The organism is Pseudomonas sp. F2, from assembly GCF_057174385.1.
Map to the genome: position 1 here is coordinate 2,714,951 of NZ_CM169904.1, position 19,665 is coordinate 2,734,615.

The 19,665-nt window shown below is 61.1% G+C and carries 18 protein-coding genes; 8 read left to right on the forward strand and 10 right to left on the reverse strand.

Translation table 11 applies throughout. From position 1 onward, the window contains the following. Nucleotides 1–53 precede the first annotated feature (53 nt). Nucleotides 54–1,448, forward strand: coding sequence for a class II fumarate hydratase (locus AC193Q_RS12010; protein ID WP_095668619.1), 1,395 nt, complete (start codon nucleotides 54–56; stop codon nucleotides 1,446–1,448). An 87-nt stretch (nucleotides 1,449–1,535) separates the two neighbouring features. Here AC193Q_RS12010 and AC193Q_RS12015 read toward each other — a convergent pair whose 3' ends face one another. After that, a complete protein-coding gene (locus AC193Q_RS12015) occupies nucleotides 1,536–2,489 on the reverse strand; it encodes a DMT family transporter (RefSeq protein WP_047295581.1) in 954 nt (317 codons plus the stop codon). A gap of 210 nt (nucleotides 2,490–2,699) precedes the next feature. Here AC193Q_RS12015 and AC193Q_RS12020 point away from each other — a divergent pair, with 210 nt between their 5' ends. Further along, entirely contained in the window at nucleotides 2,700–2,903 is a 204-nt protein-coding gene (locus AC193Q_RS12020) for a DUF6316 family protein (RefSeq protein WP_121186597.1), read from the forward strand. Between the two features lie 127 nt (nucleotides 2,904–3,030). On the opposite strand, the gene AC193Q_RS12025 is transcribed toward AC193Q_RS12020, so the two are convergent. Both AC193Q_RS12025 and pap read right to left on the reverse strand, forming a co-directional pair. Next, the gene (locus AC193Q_RS12025; RefSeq protein ID WP_121186599.1) at nucleotides 3,031–4,215 is read right to left on the reverse strand and encodes a thiolase family protein; all 1,185 of its coding nucleotides are present in this window, start codon (nucleotides 4,213–4,215) and stop codon (nucleotides 3,031–3,033) included. A gap of 103 nt (nucleotides 4,216–4,318) precedes the next feature. Continuing rightward, nucleotides 4,319–5,833: a polyphosphate:AMP phosphotransferase gene (gene pap / locus AC193Q_RS12030; protein ID WP_121186601.1), complete on the reverse strand. Its 1,515-nt coding sequence runs from the start codon at nucleotides 5,831–5,833 to the stop codon at nucleotides 4,319–4,321. 341 nt (nucleotides 5,834–6,174) lie between these two features. Here pap and mnmC point away from each other — a divergent pair, with 341 nt between their 5' ends. The 5 genes from mnmC (at nucleotide 6,175) to AC193Q_RS12055 (ending at nucleotide 13,614) form a co-directional block, all read left to right on the forward strand. Then, nucleotides 6,175–8,154 carry a bifunctional tRNA (5-methylaminomethyl-2-thiouridine)(34)-methyltransferase MnmC2/FAD-dependent 5-carboxymethylaminomethyl-2-thiouridine(34) oxidoreductase MnmC1 gene (gene mnmC / locus AC193Q_RS12035; protein WP_483879560.1) on the forward strand — a complete coding sequence of 660 codons (1,980 nt, stop codon included), beginning with the start codon at nucleotides 6,175–6,177 and terminating at the stop codon, nucleotides 8,152–8,154. A 149-nt stretch (nucleotides 8,155–8,303) separates the two neighbouring features. Then, on the forward strand, nucleotides 8,304–10,076 hold the full coding sequence (locus tag AC193Q_RS12040) for an N-acetylglutaminylglutamine amidotransferase (RefSeq protein ID WP_121186605.1): 1,773 nt from the start codon (nucleotides 8,304–8,306) through the stop codon (nucleotides 10,074–10,076). Between the two features lie 3 nt (nucleotides 10,077–10,079). Continuing rightward, the gene (gene ngg, locus AC193Q_RS12045) at nucleotides 10,080–11,828 is read left to right on the forward strand and encodes an N-acetylglutaminylglutamine synthetase (RefSeq protein ID WP_095668613.1); all 1,749 of its coding nucleotides are present in this window, start codon (nucleotides 10,080–10,082) and stop codon (nucleotides 11,826–11,828) included. 165 nt (nucleotides 11,829–11,993) lie between these two features. Continuing rightward, a complete protein-coding gene (locus AC193Q_RS12050; RefSeq protein WP_041069309.1) occupies nucleotides 11,994–13,184 on the forward strand; it encodes an osmoprotectant NAGGN system M42 family peptidase in 1,191 nt (396 codons plus the stop codon). Between the two features lie 202 nt (nucleotides 13,185–13,386). After that, a complete protein-coding gene (locus tag AC193Q_RS12055; RefSeq protein ID WP_003172962.1) occupies nucleotides 13,387–13,614 on the forward strand; it encodes a YheU family protein in 228 nt (75 codons plus the stop codon). Here AC193Q_RS12055 and csrA read toward each other — a convergent pair. The 3 genes from csrA to AC193Q_RS12070 form a co-directional block, all read right to left on the reverse strand. Continuing rightward, the gene (gene csrA / locus AC193Q_RS12060) at nucleotides 13,611–13,796 is read right to left on the reverse strand and encodes a carbon storage regulator CsrA (RefSeq protein ID WP_041069300.1); all 186 of its coding nucleotides are present in this window, start codon (nucleotides 13,794–13,796) and stop codon (nucleotides 13,611–13,613) included. The two genes, AC193Q_RS12055 and csrA, sit on opposite strands and share 4 nt — an antisense overlap. Nucleotides 13,797–13,943: 147 nt before the next feature. Next, nucleotides 13,944–14,276 (reverse strand): YnfA family protein, encoded by a 333-nt coding sequence (locus tag AC193Q_RS12065; RefSeq protein WP_003226957.1) that lies wholly within the window; start codon nucleotides 14,274–14,276, stop codon nucleotides 13,944–13,946. Nucleotides 14,277–14,339: 63 nt separating this feature from the next. Beyond that, nucleotides 14,340–15,155, reverse strand: a complete 816-nt coding sequence (locus AC193Q_RS12070) for an SDR family oxidoreductase (protein ID WP_121186609.1) — start codon at nucleotides 15,153–15,155, stop codon at nucleotides 14,340–14,342. A 323-nt stretch (nucleotides 15,156–15,478) separates the two neighbouring features. On the opposite strand from AC193Q_RS12070, the gene AC193Q_RS12075 reads away from it, so the two are divergent. Beyond that, entirely contained in the window at nucleotides 15,479–15,637 is a 159-nt protein-coding gene (locus AC193Q_RS12075) for a DUF3309 family protein (RefSeq protein WP_169432680.1), read from the forward strand. 57 nt (nucleotides 15,638–15,694) lie between these two features. Here the strand turns inward: AC193Q_RS12075 and AC193Q_RS12080 are convergent, their stop codons facing one another. The 4 genes from AC193Q_RS12080 to AC193Q_RS12095 form a co-directional block, all read right to left on the reverse strand. Beyond that, nucleotides 15,695–17,788 (reverse strand): LTA synthase family protein, encoded by a 2,094-nt coding sequence (locus tag AC193Q_RS12080; RefSeq protein WP_121186611.1) that lies wholly within the window; start codon nucleotides 17,786–17,788, stop codon nucleotides 15,695–15,697. A gap of 311 nt (nucleotides 17,789–18,099) precedes the next feature. Then, nucleotides 18,100–18,705 carry an START domain-containing protein gene (locus AC193Q_RS12085; protein ID WP_121186613.1) on the reverse strand — a complete coding sequence of 202 codons (606 nt, stop codon included), beginning with the start codon at nucleotides 18,703–18,705 and terminating at the stop codon, nucleotides 18,100–18,102. 41 nt (nucleotides 18,706–18,746) lie between these two features. After that, nucleotides 18,747–19,001, reverse strand: a complete 255-nt coding sequence (locus AC193Q_RS12090; RefSeq protein ID WP_041069283.1) for a YkgJ family cysteine cluster protein — start codon at nucleotides 18,999–19,001, stop codon at nucleotides 18,747–18,749. A gap of 165 nt (nucleotides 19,002–19,166) precedes the next feature. Next, nucleotides 19,167–19,661: a hypothetical protein gene (locus tag AC193Q_RS12095; RefSeq protein ID WP_047295602.1), complete on the reverse strand. Its 495-nt coding sequence runs from the start codon at nucleotides 19,659–19,661 to the stop codon at nucleotides 19,167–19,169. Between the last annotated feature and the right edge of the window lie 4 nt (nucleotides 19,662–19,665).

The following is a 19,665-nucleotide window of genomic DNA, read 5'->3' on the forward strand; positions in this document are numbered from 1 at the left end:
CCTGGGCCTGACCGGGCCTAAACTGCGCAAACAGACCAACAGGAGTGTGCACGATGAGCCGTATCGAAACCGACAGCCTGGGCCAGATCGAAGTCCCGGACGACGCCTACTGGGGTGCTCAGACGCAACGCTCGCTGATCAACTTCGCCATTGGTCAGGAACGCATGCCGCTGCCGGTATTGCACGCGCTGGCCCTGATCAAGAAAGCCGCCGCCCGGGTCAACGACCGCAACGGCGACCTGCCCGCCGACATCGCCCGCCTGATCGAACAGGCCGCCGACGAAGTCCTCGACGGCCAGCACGACGACCAGTTTCCGCTGGTGGTCTGGCAGACCGGCAGCGGCACCCAGAGCAACATGAACGTCAACGAAGTGATCGCCGGCCGGGCCAACGAACTGGCCGGCAACCCGCGCGGCGGCAAGACGCCGGTGCACCCCAACGATCACGTCAACCGCTCGCAAAGCTCCAACGATTGCTTCCCCACCGCCATGAGCATCGCCACGGCCAAAGCCGTGCAGGAGCAATTGCTGCCCGCGATTGCGGAGCTGTCCGGCGGTCTGGCCGAACTGGCGGCGCGCCACATGAAACTGGTGAAGACCGGCCGTACGCACATGATGGACGCGACGCCGATCACCTTCGGTCAGGAGTTGTCCGGGTTCATAGCGCAACTGGATTACGCCGAGCGAGCGATCCGTGCGGCACTGCCGGCGGTGTGCGAACTGGCGCAGGGTGGCACTGCCGTCGGCACCGGCCTGAATTCGCCGCACGGTTTTGGCGAAGCGATTGCCGCCGAGCTTGCCGCACTGTCCGGCCTGCCGTTCGTCACCGCGCCGAACAAATTTGCCGCGCTGGCCGGGCATGAGCCGCTGACCAGTCTGTCCGGTGCTCTGAAGACCCTCGCCGTGGCGCTGATGAAAATCGCCAACGACTTGCGCCTGCTCGGCTCCGGCCCCCGCGCCGGATTGGCCGAAGTGAAATTGCCGGCCAACGAACCGGGCAGCTCGATCATGCCCGGCAAGGTCAACCCGACCCAGTGCGAAGCGCTGTCGATGCTCGCCTGCCAGGTATTGGGCAACGATGTCACCATCGGCATCGCCGCCAGTCAGGGGCACCTGCAACTGAACGTGTACAAACCGGTGATCATTCACAACGTGCTGCAATCGATTCGCCTGCTCGCCGACGGCTGCAGCAACTTCCAGCAGCACTGCATCGCCGGGCTCGAGCCGGATGCGCAGGTCATGGCGCAGCACCTGGAACGTGGCCTGATGCTGGTGACCGCGTTGAACCCGCACATCGGCTACGACAAGTCGGCAGAAATCGCCAAGAAGGCTTACGGCGAAGGCCTGACCTTGCGTGAGGCGGCACTGCAGCTGGGCTATCTGACCGATGAGGAGTTCGATGCCTGGGTGCGGCCGGAGAACATGATCGAGGCTGGCGCCAAGGGCTAACAGCAAAAAGATCGCAGCCTGCGACAGCTCCTACAGGGGAACGCATTCCAACTGTAGGAGCTGCCGCAGGCTGCGATCTTTTGCTTTTCAGGCCACCCGCATGCGCCGCGCTTTCAGCCCGGCAATCAACGACGGCCCCAGCGCCACCAGCGCCGACCCCAACACCACCAGCACCGCCCCGCCATAGCCCAGACCGTTGATCTGCTCGGCATGCACATAGTCCGGCCACACCGCGGCGGCAATCGCCACCGCGCCAAAGGTCACCAATGGCGTGATCGCCAGCGTCGCACTGACCCGCGAGGCCTCCCAATGCGCCAGCGCCTCGGCAAAGGCACCGTAGGCAATCAGCGTGTTCATGCAGCAAGCCAGCAGCAGCCAGCCCTGCAACGGGCTCAATTCCAGCGCTTTGAGCGGATGCACCCACGGCGTCAGCAACAAAGCGCAGAACAGGTAAATCACCATCATCACCTGCAGCGAATTCCACACCGTGAGCAATTGCTTCTGACCCAGCGCGTAGAAGGTCCAGACCGTCGAGGCCAACAGCACCAGCAACACGCCGGCGGTGTAGTCCGACAACGACGTCAGCAACTCGGCCAGCCGCTGATTGAAAAACAGCACGAAGCCGATCAGCAGCACCGCCAGCCCGATGCCCTGACCGATGCTGAAGCGCTCCTTGAACACAAACAGGCTGGCGATCAGCAACATGATCGGCCCCATCTGCACCACCAGTTGCGCGGTACCGGGGCTGAGCAGATTGAGCCCCATCAGGTACAGCACGTAGTTGCCCACCAGCCCGAGCACCGCCATTAACACCAGCCAGCCGCCCCGGGGGCCGAGGACCTTGCGGCTCGGCAGACGCTTTACCGACGCCAGATAAATAAACAGGCAACCACCGGAGACCAACAGACGAAACCAGGTCACGGTGATCGGGTCCATCACCTGCAACACCTGTTTGAGCTTGATTGGCAGAATGCCCCACAAGAACGCCGTCAGCAGCGCCAGGAACAGACCGTAAACCCAGCGACCGGATGAAATGTGCATGCGAACCCCAAAGCCTGCTGACGAGAGCGGTCATTCTAGGCCCGCGCGCAGGCGCAACACAGGGACAGTTCGGGCCAGGCCGCGAATGAAACTGTGCAGGTCGCAGCATTAAATTGACGCTTTGCCGTTGATCGGCTGACCGGGCGCACCAAGTGCTTCAGGCATAAGCTCATTGGATCCCTTTCAGCGCATCAACCAAGGAGGCCGATCATGTATGGAATGCGCGCCCAGGACAGCGCCCCCGCCACCCACTTTCGCAGTGAGCGGATGTGCCGGGTCAATGGCGAACTGTTTTTCTGTACGCGGGAGAACACCCTTGAAGGGCCGTTCGATTCCCCGGAGAAGGCGGAGCAGGAAATAAAAGCGTATATCGCGCGGATGCAGGTTGTGGATTCCAATCGGTCATCAGGTTGATCCCATCGCTGGCAAGCCAGCTCCCACAGTGTTCCAGGGTGTTCACAAATACAGGCAACACCTGCAGAACCTGTGGGAGCTGGCTTGCCAGCGATGACGGCTTGAATGCCGACTATTATCTTCAGGCTTACCGAACAGCCTCAAACAACCCCGTCGCCCCCATCCCGCCCCCCACGCACATGGTCACGATGCCGTAACGCAGATTGCGCCGTTGCAACTCACGCACCAGATGTCCGACCTGCCGCGAGCCGGTCATGCCGAACGGGTGGCCGATGGAAATCGAGCCGCCGTTGACGTTGTATTTTTCGTTGTCGAGCTCCAGACGGTCGCGGGCATACAGGCACTGTGAAGCAAACGCCTCGTTCAGTTCCCACAGATCGATATCGGCCACTTGCAGGCCCTTGGCCTTGAGCAGTTTCGGCACCGAGAACACCGGGCCGATGCCCATTTCGTCCGGCTCGCAACCGGCCACGGTGAAGCCGCGGAAAAACGCCTTCGGCTTGAGCCCCAGTTGCAGGGCTTTTTCCAGGCTCATCACCAGCGTCATCGACGCGCCGTCAGACAACTGCGACGAGTTGCCGGCGGTGACCGAGCCGTCTTCGGCAAACACCGGCTTCAGTCCGGCGAGGCTGTCATAGGTGGTGTCCGGGCGGTTGCAGTCGTCGCGATCGACGATGCCGTCGAGGATCTGCACCTCGCCGCTGTTCTTGTCCTCGACCCGGTACTTGACCGCCATCGGCACAATTTCGTCATCGAACAGCCCGGCCGCCTGAGCCTGGGCGGTGCGCAACTGGCTTTGCAGCGCATAGCGATCCTGCGCCTCGCGACTCACGTCATAACGACGCGCCACCACTTCAGCGGTCTGCCCCATGGTGTAGTAGATGCCCGGCACCTGCTGCTTGAGCAGCGGATTGATCAGGTGATCGGTGTTGACGCTTTTCAGGGTCAGGCTGATCGACTCGACGCCACCGGCGACGATGATGTCGCTGCAACCGGAAGCAATCTGGTTGGCGGCAATCGCAATCGCCTGCAAACCCGAGGAGCAAAAACGGTTGAGGGTCATGCCGGCCACATTCGTGCCCAGCTGCGAAAGCACCGCCACGTTGCGGCCGATGTTGTAACCCTGCGCGCCCTCGTTGGAGCCGGCGCCGACAATGCAGTCCTCGACGCTGGCCGGGTCGATGTCGTTGCGCGACAGCAGCGCATTGACGCAATGGGCCGCCATGTCATCGGGACGGGTCTGGTTGAACTTGCCGCGAAAGGACTTGGCCAGGCCGGTCCGCACGCTGTCGACGATCACCACTTCACGCATGGCATACCTCAATTGTTGTTGTCGCAGGAGAGTCAACCGAGGATAAGTCCACCCCACCGCCGACCGCGACAATCATTCACCCCGCGTATGCGTGCCCATCGGCTCAGTCCTTGTGTTTTTTCGCGCGCTTGTCGGACTTCTCGAACGCCTCTTCGAGCGCGCGGTTGATCGTGCGCAGGACCTTGACCCGCGCCCAGCGTTTGTCATTGGCCTCGACTAGCGTCCACGGCGAAATCTCGGTGCTGGTGCGGTCGACCATGTCGCCCACGGCGGCGCGGTAGGCGTCCCACTTGTCGCGGTTGCGCCAGTCGTCCTCGGTGATCTTGAAGCGCTTGAACGGGATCTGCTCGCGGGCCTGGAAACGTTCCATCTGCGTGTCCTTATCGATCGCCAGCCAGAACTTGACGACGATGACCCCGGCGTCGGCGATCTGCTCTTCGAAGTCATTGATCTCGCTGTAGGCGCGCAACCAGTCGGCCGGGCTGCAAAAGCCTTCGACCCGCTCCACCAGCACCCGGCCATACCAGGAGCGATCAAACACGGTGAACTTGCCGCGTGCCGGCAAATGTCGCCAGAAGCGCCACAGATACGGCTGCGCGCGCTCCTCTTCGGTCGGCGCGGCAATCGGCACGATGCTGTACTGACGCGGATCGAGCGCCGCCGCCACCCGGCGGATCGCCCCGCCCTTGCCCGCCGCATCATTGCCTTCGAACACCGCCACCAACGCATGGCGACGCATGCGCTTGTCACGCATCAACCCGGACAGCCGCGCCTGCTCGGTAATCAGTTGTTCTTCGTAATCTTTCTTTTCCAGCTGCTGGTTCAGGTCGAGGCTGTCGAGCAGGTTGAGTTCGTCGACGGCAGTGCCCAACGGGGCGGCGTTGACCTCTTCGGTATGCACCTCAGTACGCTTGAGCGCATTCTGCAAGCCCTCCAGCAGAATCTTGCCCACCGCGAGGCTGCGGTAGTTGGCGTCCAGACCTTCGATGATGTGCCAGGGCGCATAGTCGCGGCTGGTGCGGCGCAACACGCGCTCGCCGTATTTGACGAACTTGTCGTAGGTCTGCGATTGCTGCCAGTCCAGCGGGCTGATGCGCCAACTGTGCAGCGGGTCGTCGGCCAGCGCCTTGAGGCGGGCCTTCATCTGTTTCTTGGACAGGTGAAACCAGAACTTGAAGATCAGCGCGCCTTCATCGCAGAGCATCTTTTCCAGACGTTCGGCGGCGTTGATCGCCTGATCCAGACGCGGATCCTTGAACAGGCCGTGGACTCGCCCCTGAAGCATCTGGCTGTACCAGTTGCCGAAGAACACGCCCATCCGCCCCTTGGCCGGGAGCATCCGCCAGTAACGCCACGCCGGTGGATGCGCCAGCTCTTCATCGGTCTGCTGATCGAAGGTGCGCACCTCGATCAGACGCGGGTCCATCCACTCGTTGAGCAACTTGACGGTCTCGCCCTTGCCGGCGCCCTCAATGCCGTTGATCAGGATGATCACCGGGAAACGCTTCTGCTGCTGCAATTCGAACTGCGCTTCCAGCAGTGCTTCACGCAAGGCAGGCACAGCCGCATCGTAAGTCTCTTTGTCGATGGCATGGCCGATTTCGGCGGATTCAAACATGGGCACGGCTCCTTCCAGGATTCAGCAAGACTAGCGGATTGGGCATGGGTACGACGGAGAAATTCCGCTCCTTTTGGCTTCAAGAAAAACTCTGTGGTGAGGGGATTTATCCCCGATGGGCAGCGCAGCGGCCCCAAAGCCATTCAACGCCAGATGCACGCTGGTAGCGGGATTGCGACTGCTGCGCAGCCGATCGGGGATAAATCCCCTCGCCACAGGTTGCTCTGATCAGCGCCCAAATCATCGATTGTCTTCGAGGCTGCGCAGCCAGGCCTTGCCATGGATCAAGCCCCTTCCACCCAATCAGCTAGAATGGCCGCCTTGTCGTTGCCGAGCCTGCCATGAAACCTGTACTGCCCCACGCCCAACTCGACTGGGATGACCAAGGACGCCCGCGTTCGCGGGTGTTCGATGATGTGTATTTTTCCGACCAGTCGGGGCTGGATGAAACCCGTTACGTGTTCCTCGAACAGAATCGCCTGGCCGAGCGCTTTGCCGCGTTGCCGGCGCACGGGCGACTGGTGATCGGTGAAACCGGGTTTGGCACCGGGCTGAATTTTCTCTGCGCCTGGCAACTGTTCGAGCAGCACGCAGTAGCTGGTGCGCGGCTGCATTTTGTCAGTGTCGAAAAGTACCCGTTGAGTCCGGCGGATCTGCAGCGGGCTCTGGCCCTGTGGCCGCAACTCAAGCCGCTGGCCGATCAACTGCTGACCCATTACGTGGCAATCCATCAGGGCTTTCAGCGGATCGTCCTCGGCAACGGCCGGGTCACGCTGACGCTGCTGATCGGCGATGCGCTGGAACAATTGCCGCAACTCGATGCGCAGATTGACGCGTGGTTTCTCGACGGTTTCGCTCCGGCGAAAAACTCCGACATGTGGACCGCCGAACTGTTCGTCGAACTGGCTCGACTGGCGGCGCCCGGCTCGACCATCAGTACCTTCACCAGCACCGGTTGGGTGCGGCGTCTGCTCAACGCCGCCGGGTTCAAGATGAAACGCACACCGGGCATCGGCCACAAGTGGGAGATCCTGCGCGGCGAGTTTCTCGGCTGGCCGCAGGACGTCGCGCCCCCGCTGCCGGACAAACCGTGGTTCGCCCGCCCTGCTCCGCTGACCGCTGACCGTCGGGCGCTGGTAATCGGCGCCGGACTGGCCGGTTGTGCCACGGCCGCCAGCCTCGCGGCGCGCGGTTGGCAGGTCAGTCTGCTGGAGCGGCATGCCGAGGTGGCGCAGGAAGCGTCAGGCAATCCACAGGGCGTGCTGTACCTGAAGTTGTCGGCCCACGGCACAGCGTTGTCACAACTGATCGTCAGCGGCTTCGGCTACACCCGCCGTCTGCTGGAAACCCTGCAACGCGGCACCGACTGGGACGATTGCGGCGTGCTGCAACTGGCGTTCAATGCCAAGGAAGCCGAGCGTCAGGCGCAACTGGCCGCGGCATTCCCGGAAGACCTGGTGCACTGGCTCGATCAGCCGCAAGCCGAGATTCAGGCCGGCATCGGTCTGGCCCATGGCGGTTTGTACTATCCCGAAGGGGGCTGGGTGCATCCGCCCGCGCTGTGCCAGGCACAAGCCGCGCAAGCGAACATCGAACTGCTCAAGCACCACGAAGTGCTCGAACTGCGCAAGGTCGAGGGACAGTGGCAAGCCCTCGATGGCGAACGGGTGCTCGCCAGCGCGCCAGTGGTGGTGCTGGCCGGCGCAGCGGAGATCAAACGCTTTGCGCAAAGTGCCGAGCTGCCGCTCAAGCGCATTCGCGGGCAGATCACGCGCCTGCCGCAAACCGCCGAGAGCCAGGCGCTGCGCACCGTGGTCTGCGCCGAAGGTTATGTCGCCCCGGCACGTCTGGGCGAACACACGCTTGGCGCCAGCTTCGACTTCAACAGCGATGACCTGACACCGACCACCGCCGAACACCTGGGCAATCTGGCGATGCTCAAAGAGATCTCCAGCGATCTGGTAGCGCGTCTGCACATCAATGGGCTGCCCCCGGAAACCCTGGAAGGACGCGCCGCATTCCGCTGCACCAGTCCTGACTATCTGCCGATTGTCGGCCCCCTCGCCGACCGCGAAGCCTTCGCCGAGGCCTATGCCGCGTTGAGCAAGGATGCGCGCCAAGTGCCGGACATCGCCTGCCCGTGGCTCGATGGCCTGTACGTCAACAGTGGCCATGGTTCACGCGGGCTGATCACCGCGCCGCTGTCGGGCGAACTGCTCGCGGCGTGGCTGGACAACGAGCCGCTGCCACTGCCCAAAAGCGTCGCCGAGGCGTGCCATCCCAACCGTTTCGCGTTGCGCACGTTGATTCGCGGCAAATGAAAAATGGCGGCTGGCCGCTGGTCAGTCGCCGCCTCTTATAACTCATCGTTCTAAAACTCCCACATCTGCAGCGGGTCAGTTTCTGAGTACCGGCCATTTTGGCCAGACTTGAATCACCCCTCCCCAACGGAAAAACCGGTAAGGACTTTATGTGCGGATTAGCTGGCGAGTTACGTTTTGATCATCAACCTGCAGACCTTGCAGCGGTAGAGCGAATCACCCATCACCTGGCCCCTCGCGGCCCCGACGCGTGGGGCTTCCATGCCCAAGGGCCGATTGCCCTGGGCCATCGTCGCCTGAAAATCATGGACCTGTCGGACGGCTCGGCGCAGCCGATGATCGACAGCCAGCTGGGCTTGTCCCTGGCCTTCAACGGCGCGATCTACAACTTCCCGGAACTGCGTGCCGAACTCGAAGCGCTCGGCTATGCCTTCTATTCCGGTGGTGACACCGAAGTGCTGCTCAAGGGCTACCACGCCTGGGGCGAAGCGCTGCTGCCAAAACTCAACGGCATGTTCGCCTTCGCCATCTGGGAACGCGATGCGCAGCGCCTGTTCATCGCTCGTGACCGCCTCGGCGTGAAGCCTTTGTACCTGTCGCGCACCGGCCAGCGTTTGCGCTTTGCCTCGGCCCTGCCGGCACTGCTCAAGGGCGGCGACATCAACCCGATCCTCGATCCGGTGGCGCTCAATCACTACCTGAATTTCCATGCAGTGGTGCCGGCTCCACGCACTTTGCTCGCGGGCATCGAAAAGCTGCCACCGGCGACCTGGATGCGCGTCGAGGCTGATGGCCGCACCGAACAGAAAACCTGGTGGACCCTGCCCTACGGCCCGCACGACGACGAGAAAAACCTGACCCTCGAAGACTGGCGCGACCGCGTGCTCGACAGCACCCGCGAAGCGGTAGCGATTCGTCAACGGGCGGCAGTGGATGTCGGCGTGCTGCTGTCCGGCGGTGTCGATTCGAGCATGCTCGTCGGCCTGTTGCGTGAAGTCGGTGTGGAAAACCTGTCGACCTTTTCCATCGGCTTCCAGGATGCCGGCGGCGAGCGCGGTGACGAATTCCAGTATTCCGATCTGATCGCCAGACACTACGGCACGCAGCACCATCAATTGCGCATCGACGAAAAAGAGATCATCGAGCAACTGCCCGCGGCGTTCCGCGCGATGAGCGAGCCGATGGTCAGCCACGACTGCATCGCCTTCTATCTGCTGTCGCGCGAAGTGGCCAAGCATTGCAAAGTGGTGCAGAGCGGCCAGGGCGCGGATGAGCTGTTCGCCGGTTATCACTGGTATCCGCAAGTCGACGGCGCAGCGGATCCGTATGCAGCCTATCGCGCGGCGTTTTTTGACCGCAGCTACGACGACTACGCCGCCACCGTGCAACCGAAATGGCTGACCGCGAATGACGCCGCTGGCGACTTCGTGAAAGAGCATTTCGCCCAACCCGGCGCCGAGGCCGCGGTGGATAAAGCGCTGCGTCTGGACAGCACGGTGATGCTGGTGGACGACCCGGTCAAACGCGTCGACAACATGACCATGGCTTGGGGTCTGGAGGCGCGCACGCCGTTTCTCGACTATCGACTGGTTGAACTGTCAGCGCGGATTCCCGGCCAGTTCAAGCTGCCCGATGGCGGCAAACAGGTGCTCAAAGAAGCTGCACGGCTGGTGATTCCAAGCGAAGTGATCGACCGCAAGAAAGGTTACTTCCCGGTGCCGGGCCTCAAGCATTTGCAAGGCGACACCCTGAACTGGGTGCGTGAACTGCTGCTGGATCCGAGCCAGGATCGCGGCCTGTTCAACTCGGCCATGCTCGACAAACTGCTGACGGATCCGCAAGGCCAACTGACGCCTTTGCGCGGTTCGAAACTGTGGCAACTGGCGGCCCTGAACCTGTGGCTCAGTGAACAAGGAATCTGATTGATGAAACCTCACGCCACGGCTATCAATCAACGCCTGTTGCGCGGCCAGACACCGTCGTATGAACGCTTGCAGGCGCGTCTGGCCGAAGACGGCAGCACACTGGGCGCCGACCCCATTGCCGTGCATTGCGGCTGGGGCCGGCTGCTGATCGGTCACACCTTTCCTGATCCGGCGACACTGGCCCAGGAACTGCTCAACGAGCAGCCCGGCGAACGCGATATCGCTCTGTACGTTGCCGCACCGCAACAGATTCTCGGGCTCGAACCGACGCAACTGTTTCTCGACCCGTCCGATACCCTGCGCCTGTGGTTCAGCGATTACCGCCAGGCCACCCGCGTGTTTCGCGGCTTCCGCATTCGCCGCGCGCAGAGCGAAGCGGACTGGCAGGCAATCAATCTGCTGTATCAGGCACGCGGCATGTTGCCGATCGATGCCACGCGCCTGACTCCGCATCATCAGGGCGGCCCGGTTTATTGGCTGGCCGAAGATGAAGACAGCGGCGCGGTGATCGGCAGCGTCATGGGCCTCAATCACCAGAAAGCCTTCAACGATCCGGAACACGGCAGCAGCCTGTGGTGCCTGGCGGTGGATCCACAGTGCTCGCGGCCCGGTGTCGGTGAAGTGCTGGTGCGGCATTTGATCGAACACTTCATGAGCCGCGGCCTGAGTTATCTGGATTTGTCGGTGTTGCATGACAACCGTCAGGCCAAGAATCTCTATGCCAAACTCGGCTTTCGCAACCTCTCGACCTTCGCCATCAAACGCAAGAACGGCATCAATCAGACGCTGTTCCTCGGGCCCGGGCCGGAAGCCAACTTCAACCCTTACGCGCGGATCATCGTCGAGGAAGCGCACCGGCGCGGCATCGACGTGCAGGTGGACGACGCCGAAGCCGGGCTGTTCACCCTCAGCCATGGCGGACGTCGCGTGCGTTGCCGCGAATCGCTGAGCGACCTGACCAGCGCGATCAGCATGAGTCTGTGCCAAGACAAAAGCCTGACTCACAAAGTGTTGAAAGGCGCCGGCCTGAAGCTGCCCTCGCAGCAACTGGCGGGCAACGCCGACGACAACCTGGCGTTTCTTGATGAGCATCAGCGGGTGGTGGTCAAGCCGCTCGACGGTGAACAGGGCCAGGGCGTGGCGGTGGATTTGCAGAGCATCGAAGAGGTGCAGCAGGCCATCGAAGCCGCCAAGCGTTTTGACAGCCGCGTACTGCTCGAAAGCTTCCACGAAGGCCTCGACCTGCGGATTCTGGTGATCGGTTTTGAAGTGGTGGCGGCAGCGATTCGTCGTCCCGCCGAGGTGGTCGGTGACGGCCATCATTCGATCGGTGCATTGATCGAGGCCCAGAGTCGACGCCGGCAAGCCGCCACCGGGGGCGAGAGCAAGATCCCGCTGGACCACGAAACCCAGCGCACCCTGCACGCGGCCGGTTATGACTACAGCACTATTTTGCCGGCGGGCGAACACCTGTTTGTGCGCCGCACCGCCAATCTGCACACCGGCGGCACGCTGGAAGACGTCACGGCGATTCTGCACCCGACCCTGGTCGATGCCGCCGTCCGCGCAGCGCGGGCGCTGGACATTCCAATGGTCGGCCTCGACTTGATGGTGCCGGCGGCGGATCAAGCGGAGTACGTGTTTATCGAAGCCAACGAACGCGCCGGCCTGGCCAATCACGAGCCGCAGCCGACGGCGGAGCGCTTTGTCGATCTGTTGTTTCCGCACAGTCAGCCGGCTGTTTCTTGATCATGTAGAGCCTGAAACGGCCCCATCGCTGGCAAGCCAGCTCCCACAGGTTTATCGGTGTACCCCATCACTGTGGGAGCTGGCTTGCCAGCGATGAGGCCCTGACAGGCAACACAAATTCCCTCATCGAAACCATCGATGCGCCTCAACTCATCAGGAGTTTCCATGACCACACAAATTCCCGAACCGGATCTGAACTACCTGCAAAAAGTCCTGCTGGAAATGCTCGCCATCCCCAGCCCCACGGGCTTCACCGACACCATCGTGCGCTACGTCGCCGAGCGTCTGGAAGAACTCGGTATCCCTTTCGAAATGACCCGTCGCGGCACCATCCGCGCCACGCTCAAGGGCAAGAAAAACAGCCCCGACCGCGCCGTTTCCGCACATCTCGACACCATTGGTGCTGCAGTGCGCGCGGTGAAAGACAACGGTCGCCTGACCCTGGCCCCGGTCGGCTGCTGGTCGAGCCGGTTTGCCGAGGGCAGCCGCGTCAGCCTGTTCACCGACAACGGCGTGATTCGCGGCAGCGTGTTGCCGTTGATGGCCTCCGGGCACGCGTTCAACACCGCCGTGGACGAGATGCCGATCAGTTGGGATCACGTCGAACTGCGTCTGGATGCGTATTGCGCAACCAAGGCCGATTGCGACTCGCTGGGCATCAGTGTCGGCGACGTGGTGGCGTTCGACCCGTTGCCGGAGTTCACCGACAGCGGCCACATCAGCGCCCGCCACCTCGACGACAAGGCGGGTGTCGCCGCGCTGCTCGCCGCGCTCAAAGCCATCGTCGACAGCGGTCAGGAACTGATGATCGACTGTCACCCGCTGTTCACCATCACCGAAGAAACCGGCAGCGGTGCGGCGGCGGCCTTGCCGTGGGATGTCAGCGAATTCGTCGGCATTGACATTGCGCCGGTTGCTCCGGGCCAACATTCCAGTGAGCACGCGGTGAGCGTAGCGATGCAGGATTCCGGTGGCCCTTATGACTATCACCTGTCGCGACATTTACTGCGTCTGGCCAGTGAAAACGAACTGCCGGTAAGGCGCGACCTGTTCCGCTATTACTTCAGCGACGCGCATTCGGCGGTGACCGCCGGGCACGACATCCGCACGGCCCTGCTCGCCTTCGGTTGTGATGCAACCCATGGTTACGAGCGCACGCACATCGACAGTCTGGCGGCGCTCAGTCGTTTGCTTGGAGCGTACATTCTGAGCCCGCCGGTATTTGCCAGCGATGCCGCGCCGGCCAATGCTTCGCTGGATCGCTTCAGTCACCAGATCGAGCATGACACGCAAATGGAGAGCGATACGCGGGTGCCTTCGGTGGACAGTCTGGTGGGGCAGCGCTCCGACAGTTGATCCGGGCTTCCGTGGTGGCTGGACTGGCCCCATCGCTGGCAAGCCAGCTCCCACAGTTTTCGGGGTGGATCAGTTGTTTGTGTACACCATCAAACCCTGTGGGAGCTGGCTTGCCAGCGATAGAGCCGATACTGCCCACACAAAACTGGCAGCCAGCCACCAATCGCCGTAGCATCCCGCCATTGATTGAACCGAGGTGCCCATGCTGATTCCCCACGACGCTCTAGAAGTCGACACCCTCACCCGCCTGATCGAGGACTTTGTCACTCGCGATGGCACCGACAACGGTGATGACACGCCGCTGGAAACCCGCGTGCTGCGCGTCCGCCAGGCGTTGACCAAAGGCCAGGCGCTGATCGTTTTCGACCCGGAAAGCGAACAATGCCAACTGATGCTCAAACACGACGTGCCCAAGCACCTGTTCGACTAGCGGACCTTCTCGGTGGCCTGTTTGCGCTGAATCCGCTCATAGACTTCCGAACGGTGCACATTGATCTTCTGCGGCGCTTCGACACCAAAGCGCACACTGGAGCCGTTGACGGACAACACCCGCAGGGAAATGTCGTCACCGATGGAAATCAACTCGCCCACAACACGGCTGAGTACAAGCATGGAGTTCGTCCTTCAAGGGTTAACCAGCCCTGAAGATGCGCGGTGCACGCCCGCTCTACAATGCGCGGCGAGCAATTCAGTCTTGCCCTACACCCGCAAGCGCTGCGCCCGTCAGACGTTTCCTGCAAATCGCTAAACAGTCTCGCCTCACGCGGCGCTAAACCGCGGCCCGAACAGGATCACACTGGCGCCGATCACGCACAGCGCCACGCCGATCCAGTCCGAACCCAAGGGACGCACCCGTTCAACCACTGCCAGCCAGCCAATCGACGCGACGATGTAGATCCCGCCATAGGCGGCATAGGCGCGACCGGCGTAAGCCGCTTCGACACGGGTCAGCAACAGGGCGAACAGCGTCAGGCTGAGCAGTGCCGGGATCACCCACAAGGCACTTTTGCCCTGACGCAACCACATGAAAAAGGCGAAACAACCGGCGATTTCAAACAGCGCCGCGAGGAAGAACCACAGGTAATTGAGCATTGATGCCTCTCGACAGGGTGACCATTGCGGCCACCCTAGCGACGCGACACCCATGGGGCAAGTTCAGCCGTTGGTTTGTTTGGCCTTGGCGCGCATTTTATCGGCCATGGTGGTCATTTCGTTGTAGATCAGTTGCGGATTCTTCTGCTTGATCGCCCAGGCCATGCGTCCCTGCTCGTGCGGCAGGATCATGAACTCGCCGGCGGCCACTTGCTGATAAATGTAGTCGGCGATGTCGGCTGCGCTGATCGGCGAACTTTCCAGCAACTTGCCAACCTGCGCTTTCATGGCTGGCGTCGGGCCACGGAACGAGTCGAGCAAGTTGGTCTGGAAGAACGACGGGCAGACCACATGCACCCCGACTTCCTGCTGCGCCAGTTCCACCAGCAAACTTTCAGACAGCGCCACCACACCGGCCTTGGCCACGTTGTAATTGCTCATCGCCGGGCCCTGCATCAATGCCGCCATCGAAGCAATGTTGATGATCTTGCCTTTGCTCTTTTCCAGCAGCGGCAGGAAGGCCTTGCAGCCTTTGACCACGCCCATCAGGTTGATCGCGATCTGCCAGTCCCAATCCTCCAGCGACAGCTCGCTGAAGAACCCGCCGGACGCCACACCGGCGTTGTTGACGATGACATCGATACCGCCGAGCTTCACTTCGCAAGCCTGGGCAAACGCGGTGAGCTGGCTGTAATCACGCACATCACAGCGCTGGATGAACCCGTCGCCACCGGCCTCGCGCACCCGCTTCAGGGTTTCCTGCAGGCCAGGCTCGCTGACGTCGGACAAGGCCAGCTGCCAGCCTTCACGCGCCCAGCGCAGTGCAAGTTCGCGACCTAAACCTGAGCCCGCACCCGTGATCATCATGCGATTTTGCATAGCAGACAGCCTTGTTGTTCTGTAGGAGATGCGCGGAGTGTAGCGAAGGAACACTGGCCACCCACGCTCCATCAGAATGCTGAATACAGGATCAAAAGATCGCAGCCTTTGGCAGCTCCTGCATCAGTTCCCTGTAGGAGCTGCCGAAGGCTGCGATCTTTTGATCTCGCGCTTCAAAGGAAATAAACGAGTCATCCAAATACATTAAAAAAACATTGAATTTTCTTTCATACGCACCGGTCGGAATTTGTAAGCCGTCTGGAATTAGTTAGCCTCCAGTCGCCCTTGAATACCAAGACTTCTCGAACGCTATAAACAAGGAAATCGACATGGGCACAATTCTTATCATTATCCTGATCCTGTTGCTGATCGGTGGTCTGCCGGTCTTCCCGCACTCCAGAAGTTGGGGTTATGGCCCTTCGGGCATTATTGGCGTGGTGTTGGTGGTGCTGTTGGTCTTGCTGTTACTTGGCAGGATATAAAACCCCAAGACAAAAAAAAGAGGCCCTCAGGGGCCTCTTTTTTATGCAGCGGTTTTATCAGTCCGGCTTGCCGTTGATCACACCGGCCGTGTTGTCCATCAGGCTCTTGGTCGCCGTTTGCAGGAACGCTTCAAGCTTGAGTTTCAATTCGGCGGTACGCGGTGCGTCCGGAATGATCTCCGCAGAAGGGTTCGCGCCCAGTTGGTACTGGTAGATCTTCGGCGCCATTTCCTTCTCCTTCGGCAAGACCAGGATCTGGTCAGCGGTGACGATGGCAGTGGTCTGCTCGCTGCCCGACGGCTTGATCACACCGAAACCGGTGTCGCCGGCCGGCAGGTTGAGCAGGTCACGGCCCCAGCACTGGTGACGCACTTCGCCACCCAGACGACCCATGATGGTCGGCACGATGTCGATCTGGGTGCCCACGGTATGGTCACGGGTACCGAACTTCTCCTGAATGCCCGGTGCAATCATCAGCATCGGCACGTTGAAACGACCCAGGTCCATTTCGGTGATCTGACGCTCGTTGCCGAAACCGTGGTCGCCGACGATGACGAACAGGGTTTCCTTGAAGTAAGGCTCTTTGCGCGCCTTCTCGAAGAACTGGCCCAATGCCCAGTCGGAATAACGCATGGCCGTCAGGTGTTCGTTCAACGAACCGCGGTCGGTCACGCGCTCGACTGGCAAAGGCGTTGGCAAGGCGTACGGCGTGTGGTTGGACAGGGTTTGCAGCAGCGCATAGAACGGTTTGCCATTCTCCCGCGCCTTAAGCTCCACCAGGCCACGGTCGAACATGTCCTGGTCGGACACGCCCCAGGTCGGATCGGAGAACACCGGGTTGACGAAGTCGTTACGACCCACGAAGTTGGTCATGCCCTGGTTGCTGAAGAAGCCCGACTGGTTGTCCCAGGCGAAGTCGCCGTTGTAGACATACACGTCGTCATACTTGCGCGCACTGAGCAGCTGCGGCAGGCCGGAGAGTTTGTGGCTGCCTTCCGGGGTCTGCATCAGGTATTCGAAACCCGGCAGGTTCGGGAAGCACGCCATGGTCGCAAACATGCCCTGGTGGGTATGGGTGCCGTTGGAGAAGAAACGGTCGAACAGCAGGCCTTCCTTCGCCAGTTTGTCGAGGTACGGCGTGATGTTGCCCGGTGCGCCCAGAGCGCCCACCGAGTGACCGGCCATGCTTTCCATCAGGATCACGACCACATTCTTGATCGGCAGGGTCTTGTCGGCCGGTGGCGTGTAGTCACGACGCACCGCCGCAATGTCGGCATCGACCAGTTTGTCGTCCGGCATCACCAGCATCTCGCGCACCACTTTCTGCGCCTGTTCCTGCGGCAGGTTGGCTTTCCAGATGTTGTTGCGATCTTCACCCATGCGGTCCTTGGCGGCGGCGATCAGCGACAGCGTGCCGTTGAGGCCGAGCTGGTTGGCGAAGTTCGATTCGGTGGTGTACACGTCACCCCAGCGCAGCGGCGGGCCCTGACGCAGGGTGCCACGGGCGGCCACGACGCAGATCAGCAGGCAGACCACGAACACCGCCAGACGGGTGTACCACGGCGCCACTTGACGGGTGCCGACGTTGCCGCCGCTGAACGGGCCGCGCGGACGGGTTGCACGATCGGCGCCCTTGAAGGCCAGGGTCAGGATTACGGTGCCGATCACCCACGCCAGCAGGTAGCGCACCACCGGGAAACCGTACCAGAGCATGCTCATCACGGTTTTCGGGTCTTCTTTCACGTACTGGAACACCAGGCCATTGAGGCGCTGGTGGAACTCACGGTAGAAGTCCATCTCCATCAGGCCGAGGAACAGCGCGATGCTGGACGCCACGGTCAGCCACAGACGGAAGAACCCGCGCGCAGCCATCGCCCGCGCACTGAACAGTGCCAGCAGCAGCGGAACGCAGACGTAGACCACCAGGCGCAGGTCGAAACGCAAGCCGTTGGCGAAAGCTTCGAGGAAGGTCGAAGCCGGGGTATCGAGGATCATCTCGCGGTTGTAGACCAGCAGCGCGAGGCGCAGCACGGAAAACATCACCATCATGACCAGGGCACACAACAGGGTGTAGGCCAGATGCGATTTGACGGTCGGTTGCAGCAGCCGAGTTGAAGATCGCTGCTGATTCAGGGCGTCCGGGTTTGCCATGTCGTTTTAGGACCCATTGGAAGTTGAAGTTGCAAAATACAGCGGCGCGATGCCCTCTATTGGCCATTCCAGACCCCGGGGCGTGCGCGGTGCGCAAATGTTGCACGATCACCGGCAGCATTGCCATTGATTAGTGCCCCGCTGCCCGACTCTTTCATAAAGGCAATCGTTCGCAGACAGCACGCATTGCGCGGGCGAATTGTCAGGAACGCTTTGTGAAAATTTCGTGCAGCGCATATCTGGAAACACAATATAACGACAAAACAAAACGCCCCGATTCGGTCGGGGCGTTTTGCTGTCAGCGCGAAAAATTACTTCTCGGCGCGTTCTTTCAGGGATTTAAGGGTATTGAAGGGAGCGTCGACCACGAACTTGTTGGCAATCATGCTCGGTACGCTGCCGCCGGGCTCAGTGTGCACCTGATAGGTCACTTCGACTTGATCACCTTTGGGTACGAACTTCCAGAACCCTTTGACCTGAGCGACACGGACAAAGCCTTTCTCTTCGGGAATGTACTTCGGCACGCCTTCGAGGTTGCGGGTCAGGCTGCCATCGGCGCCCTCAACGGTGGTGATGTGCAACACCGAATCACGTGGGGTCACTGGCCACGGCGTATTGAACTGGGTGTAGGTCCAGCTCTGATCGCCCTCGTGCTTGAGCAGCTTCTGGGCTTTGCACTCGTGAATCCAGGTGCAGGCGCCAGCCACGTCGTCCTGCAAGGCACGCAGTTTGGCCACGGTGGTCTTCATCAGGGTCACGCCCTGGTAGGACTTGTAATCCGAGCCCGGCACTTGAGCCAGCGAGACCTTGATCCCGTCCTGTTCCTTGGCGACCTTCCAGTCCTCGGCCTGAGCCAACGAAGTAGCCAGTACAGCGGTCAAACCACACAACACAGCGATACGATGCAGCGAACCCATAGTCTTATTCCTTATTGTTGAAGTTCCGTTCGTTTGACACATCACGCCGCCGTCATCTGCTCCCACCAGCCGATCAGTTTGATCGCTTCCTCGGAGCTGCTGCCACAGACTTCGACATCGGCGGCAAATCCTGAACAAACCGCCGGACGCTCCGGCTGGCCGAAAATGCTGCACAGGTTTTCGACCGAGAGCTGCACGCAACGTTCGCCGGCAGGCTTGCCGTTGGGCATGCCCGGAATGGCAGAACTGATGGAGGGGGCAATACAGCAAGCGCCACAGCCTTCACGGCATTTCATGACGAGCAAGTCCTCGCAACGGGCAATGTGTTAAAGAGACGCGGACAGAGTAACCGCTAAAACGGTTGTTTCAAATTCCCTGTACCGGGGTTTTTACCGATAACTGAATGTGACTGACCAGTCTCCGACAAAGCGTCTGGTTCGCGGGTCACGGATCGATTGAATTTATTGCTTGAACTCGAAATCCAGTGCTGCGCCTTCGACTTCACGGCGCTCCTCATTGCGCAGCTGCAACTGCATTTCGTTGCTGAGCAGGCGGCCGTTGAGCTGAAAGCCGCTGTTCTTCTCGCCAAACATCTGCGGCAGGATTGCGTCGTGCTTGGGCATCGGTACGGTACCGGCAGGTTTAAGCTGCTGAACCATATCCTTGGGCAAGCTCAGGTCAAGCTTGGCCGGTGGCAGTCTGGTTTTCGCCACTTCGCTGGCCGGTTTCGACTTGGAGGCGACCGGGGGCCGTTTCTTCACCGCGGCGGCTTTCTTCTGTGGGGCTTTTTTAGCCGCAGCTTTGTTATCTGCAACGGCTTTTTTGCTCGCCGCCGGTTTGCTTGCCGGCGCGGACGTTGCGGGCTTTTCCTGAACGGCAGCTGCCATGACACCGGGCGCATGGCCCATCATCAACACACCAAGCAAAATCCAGGCAGCAGGCAAAATCGCTTTCATGAAC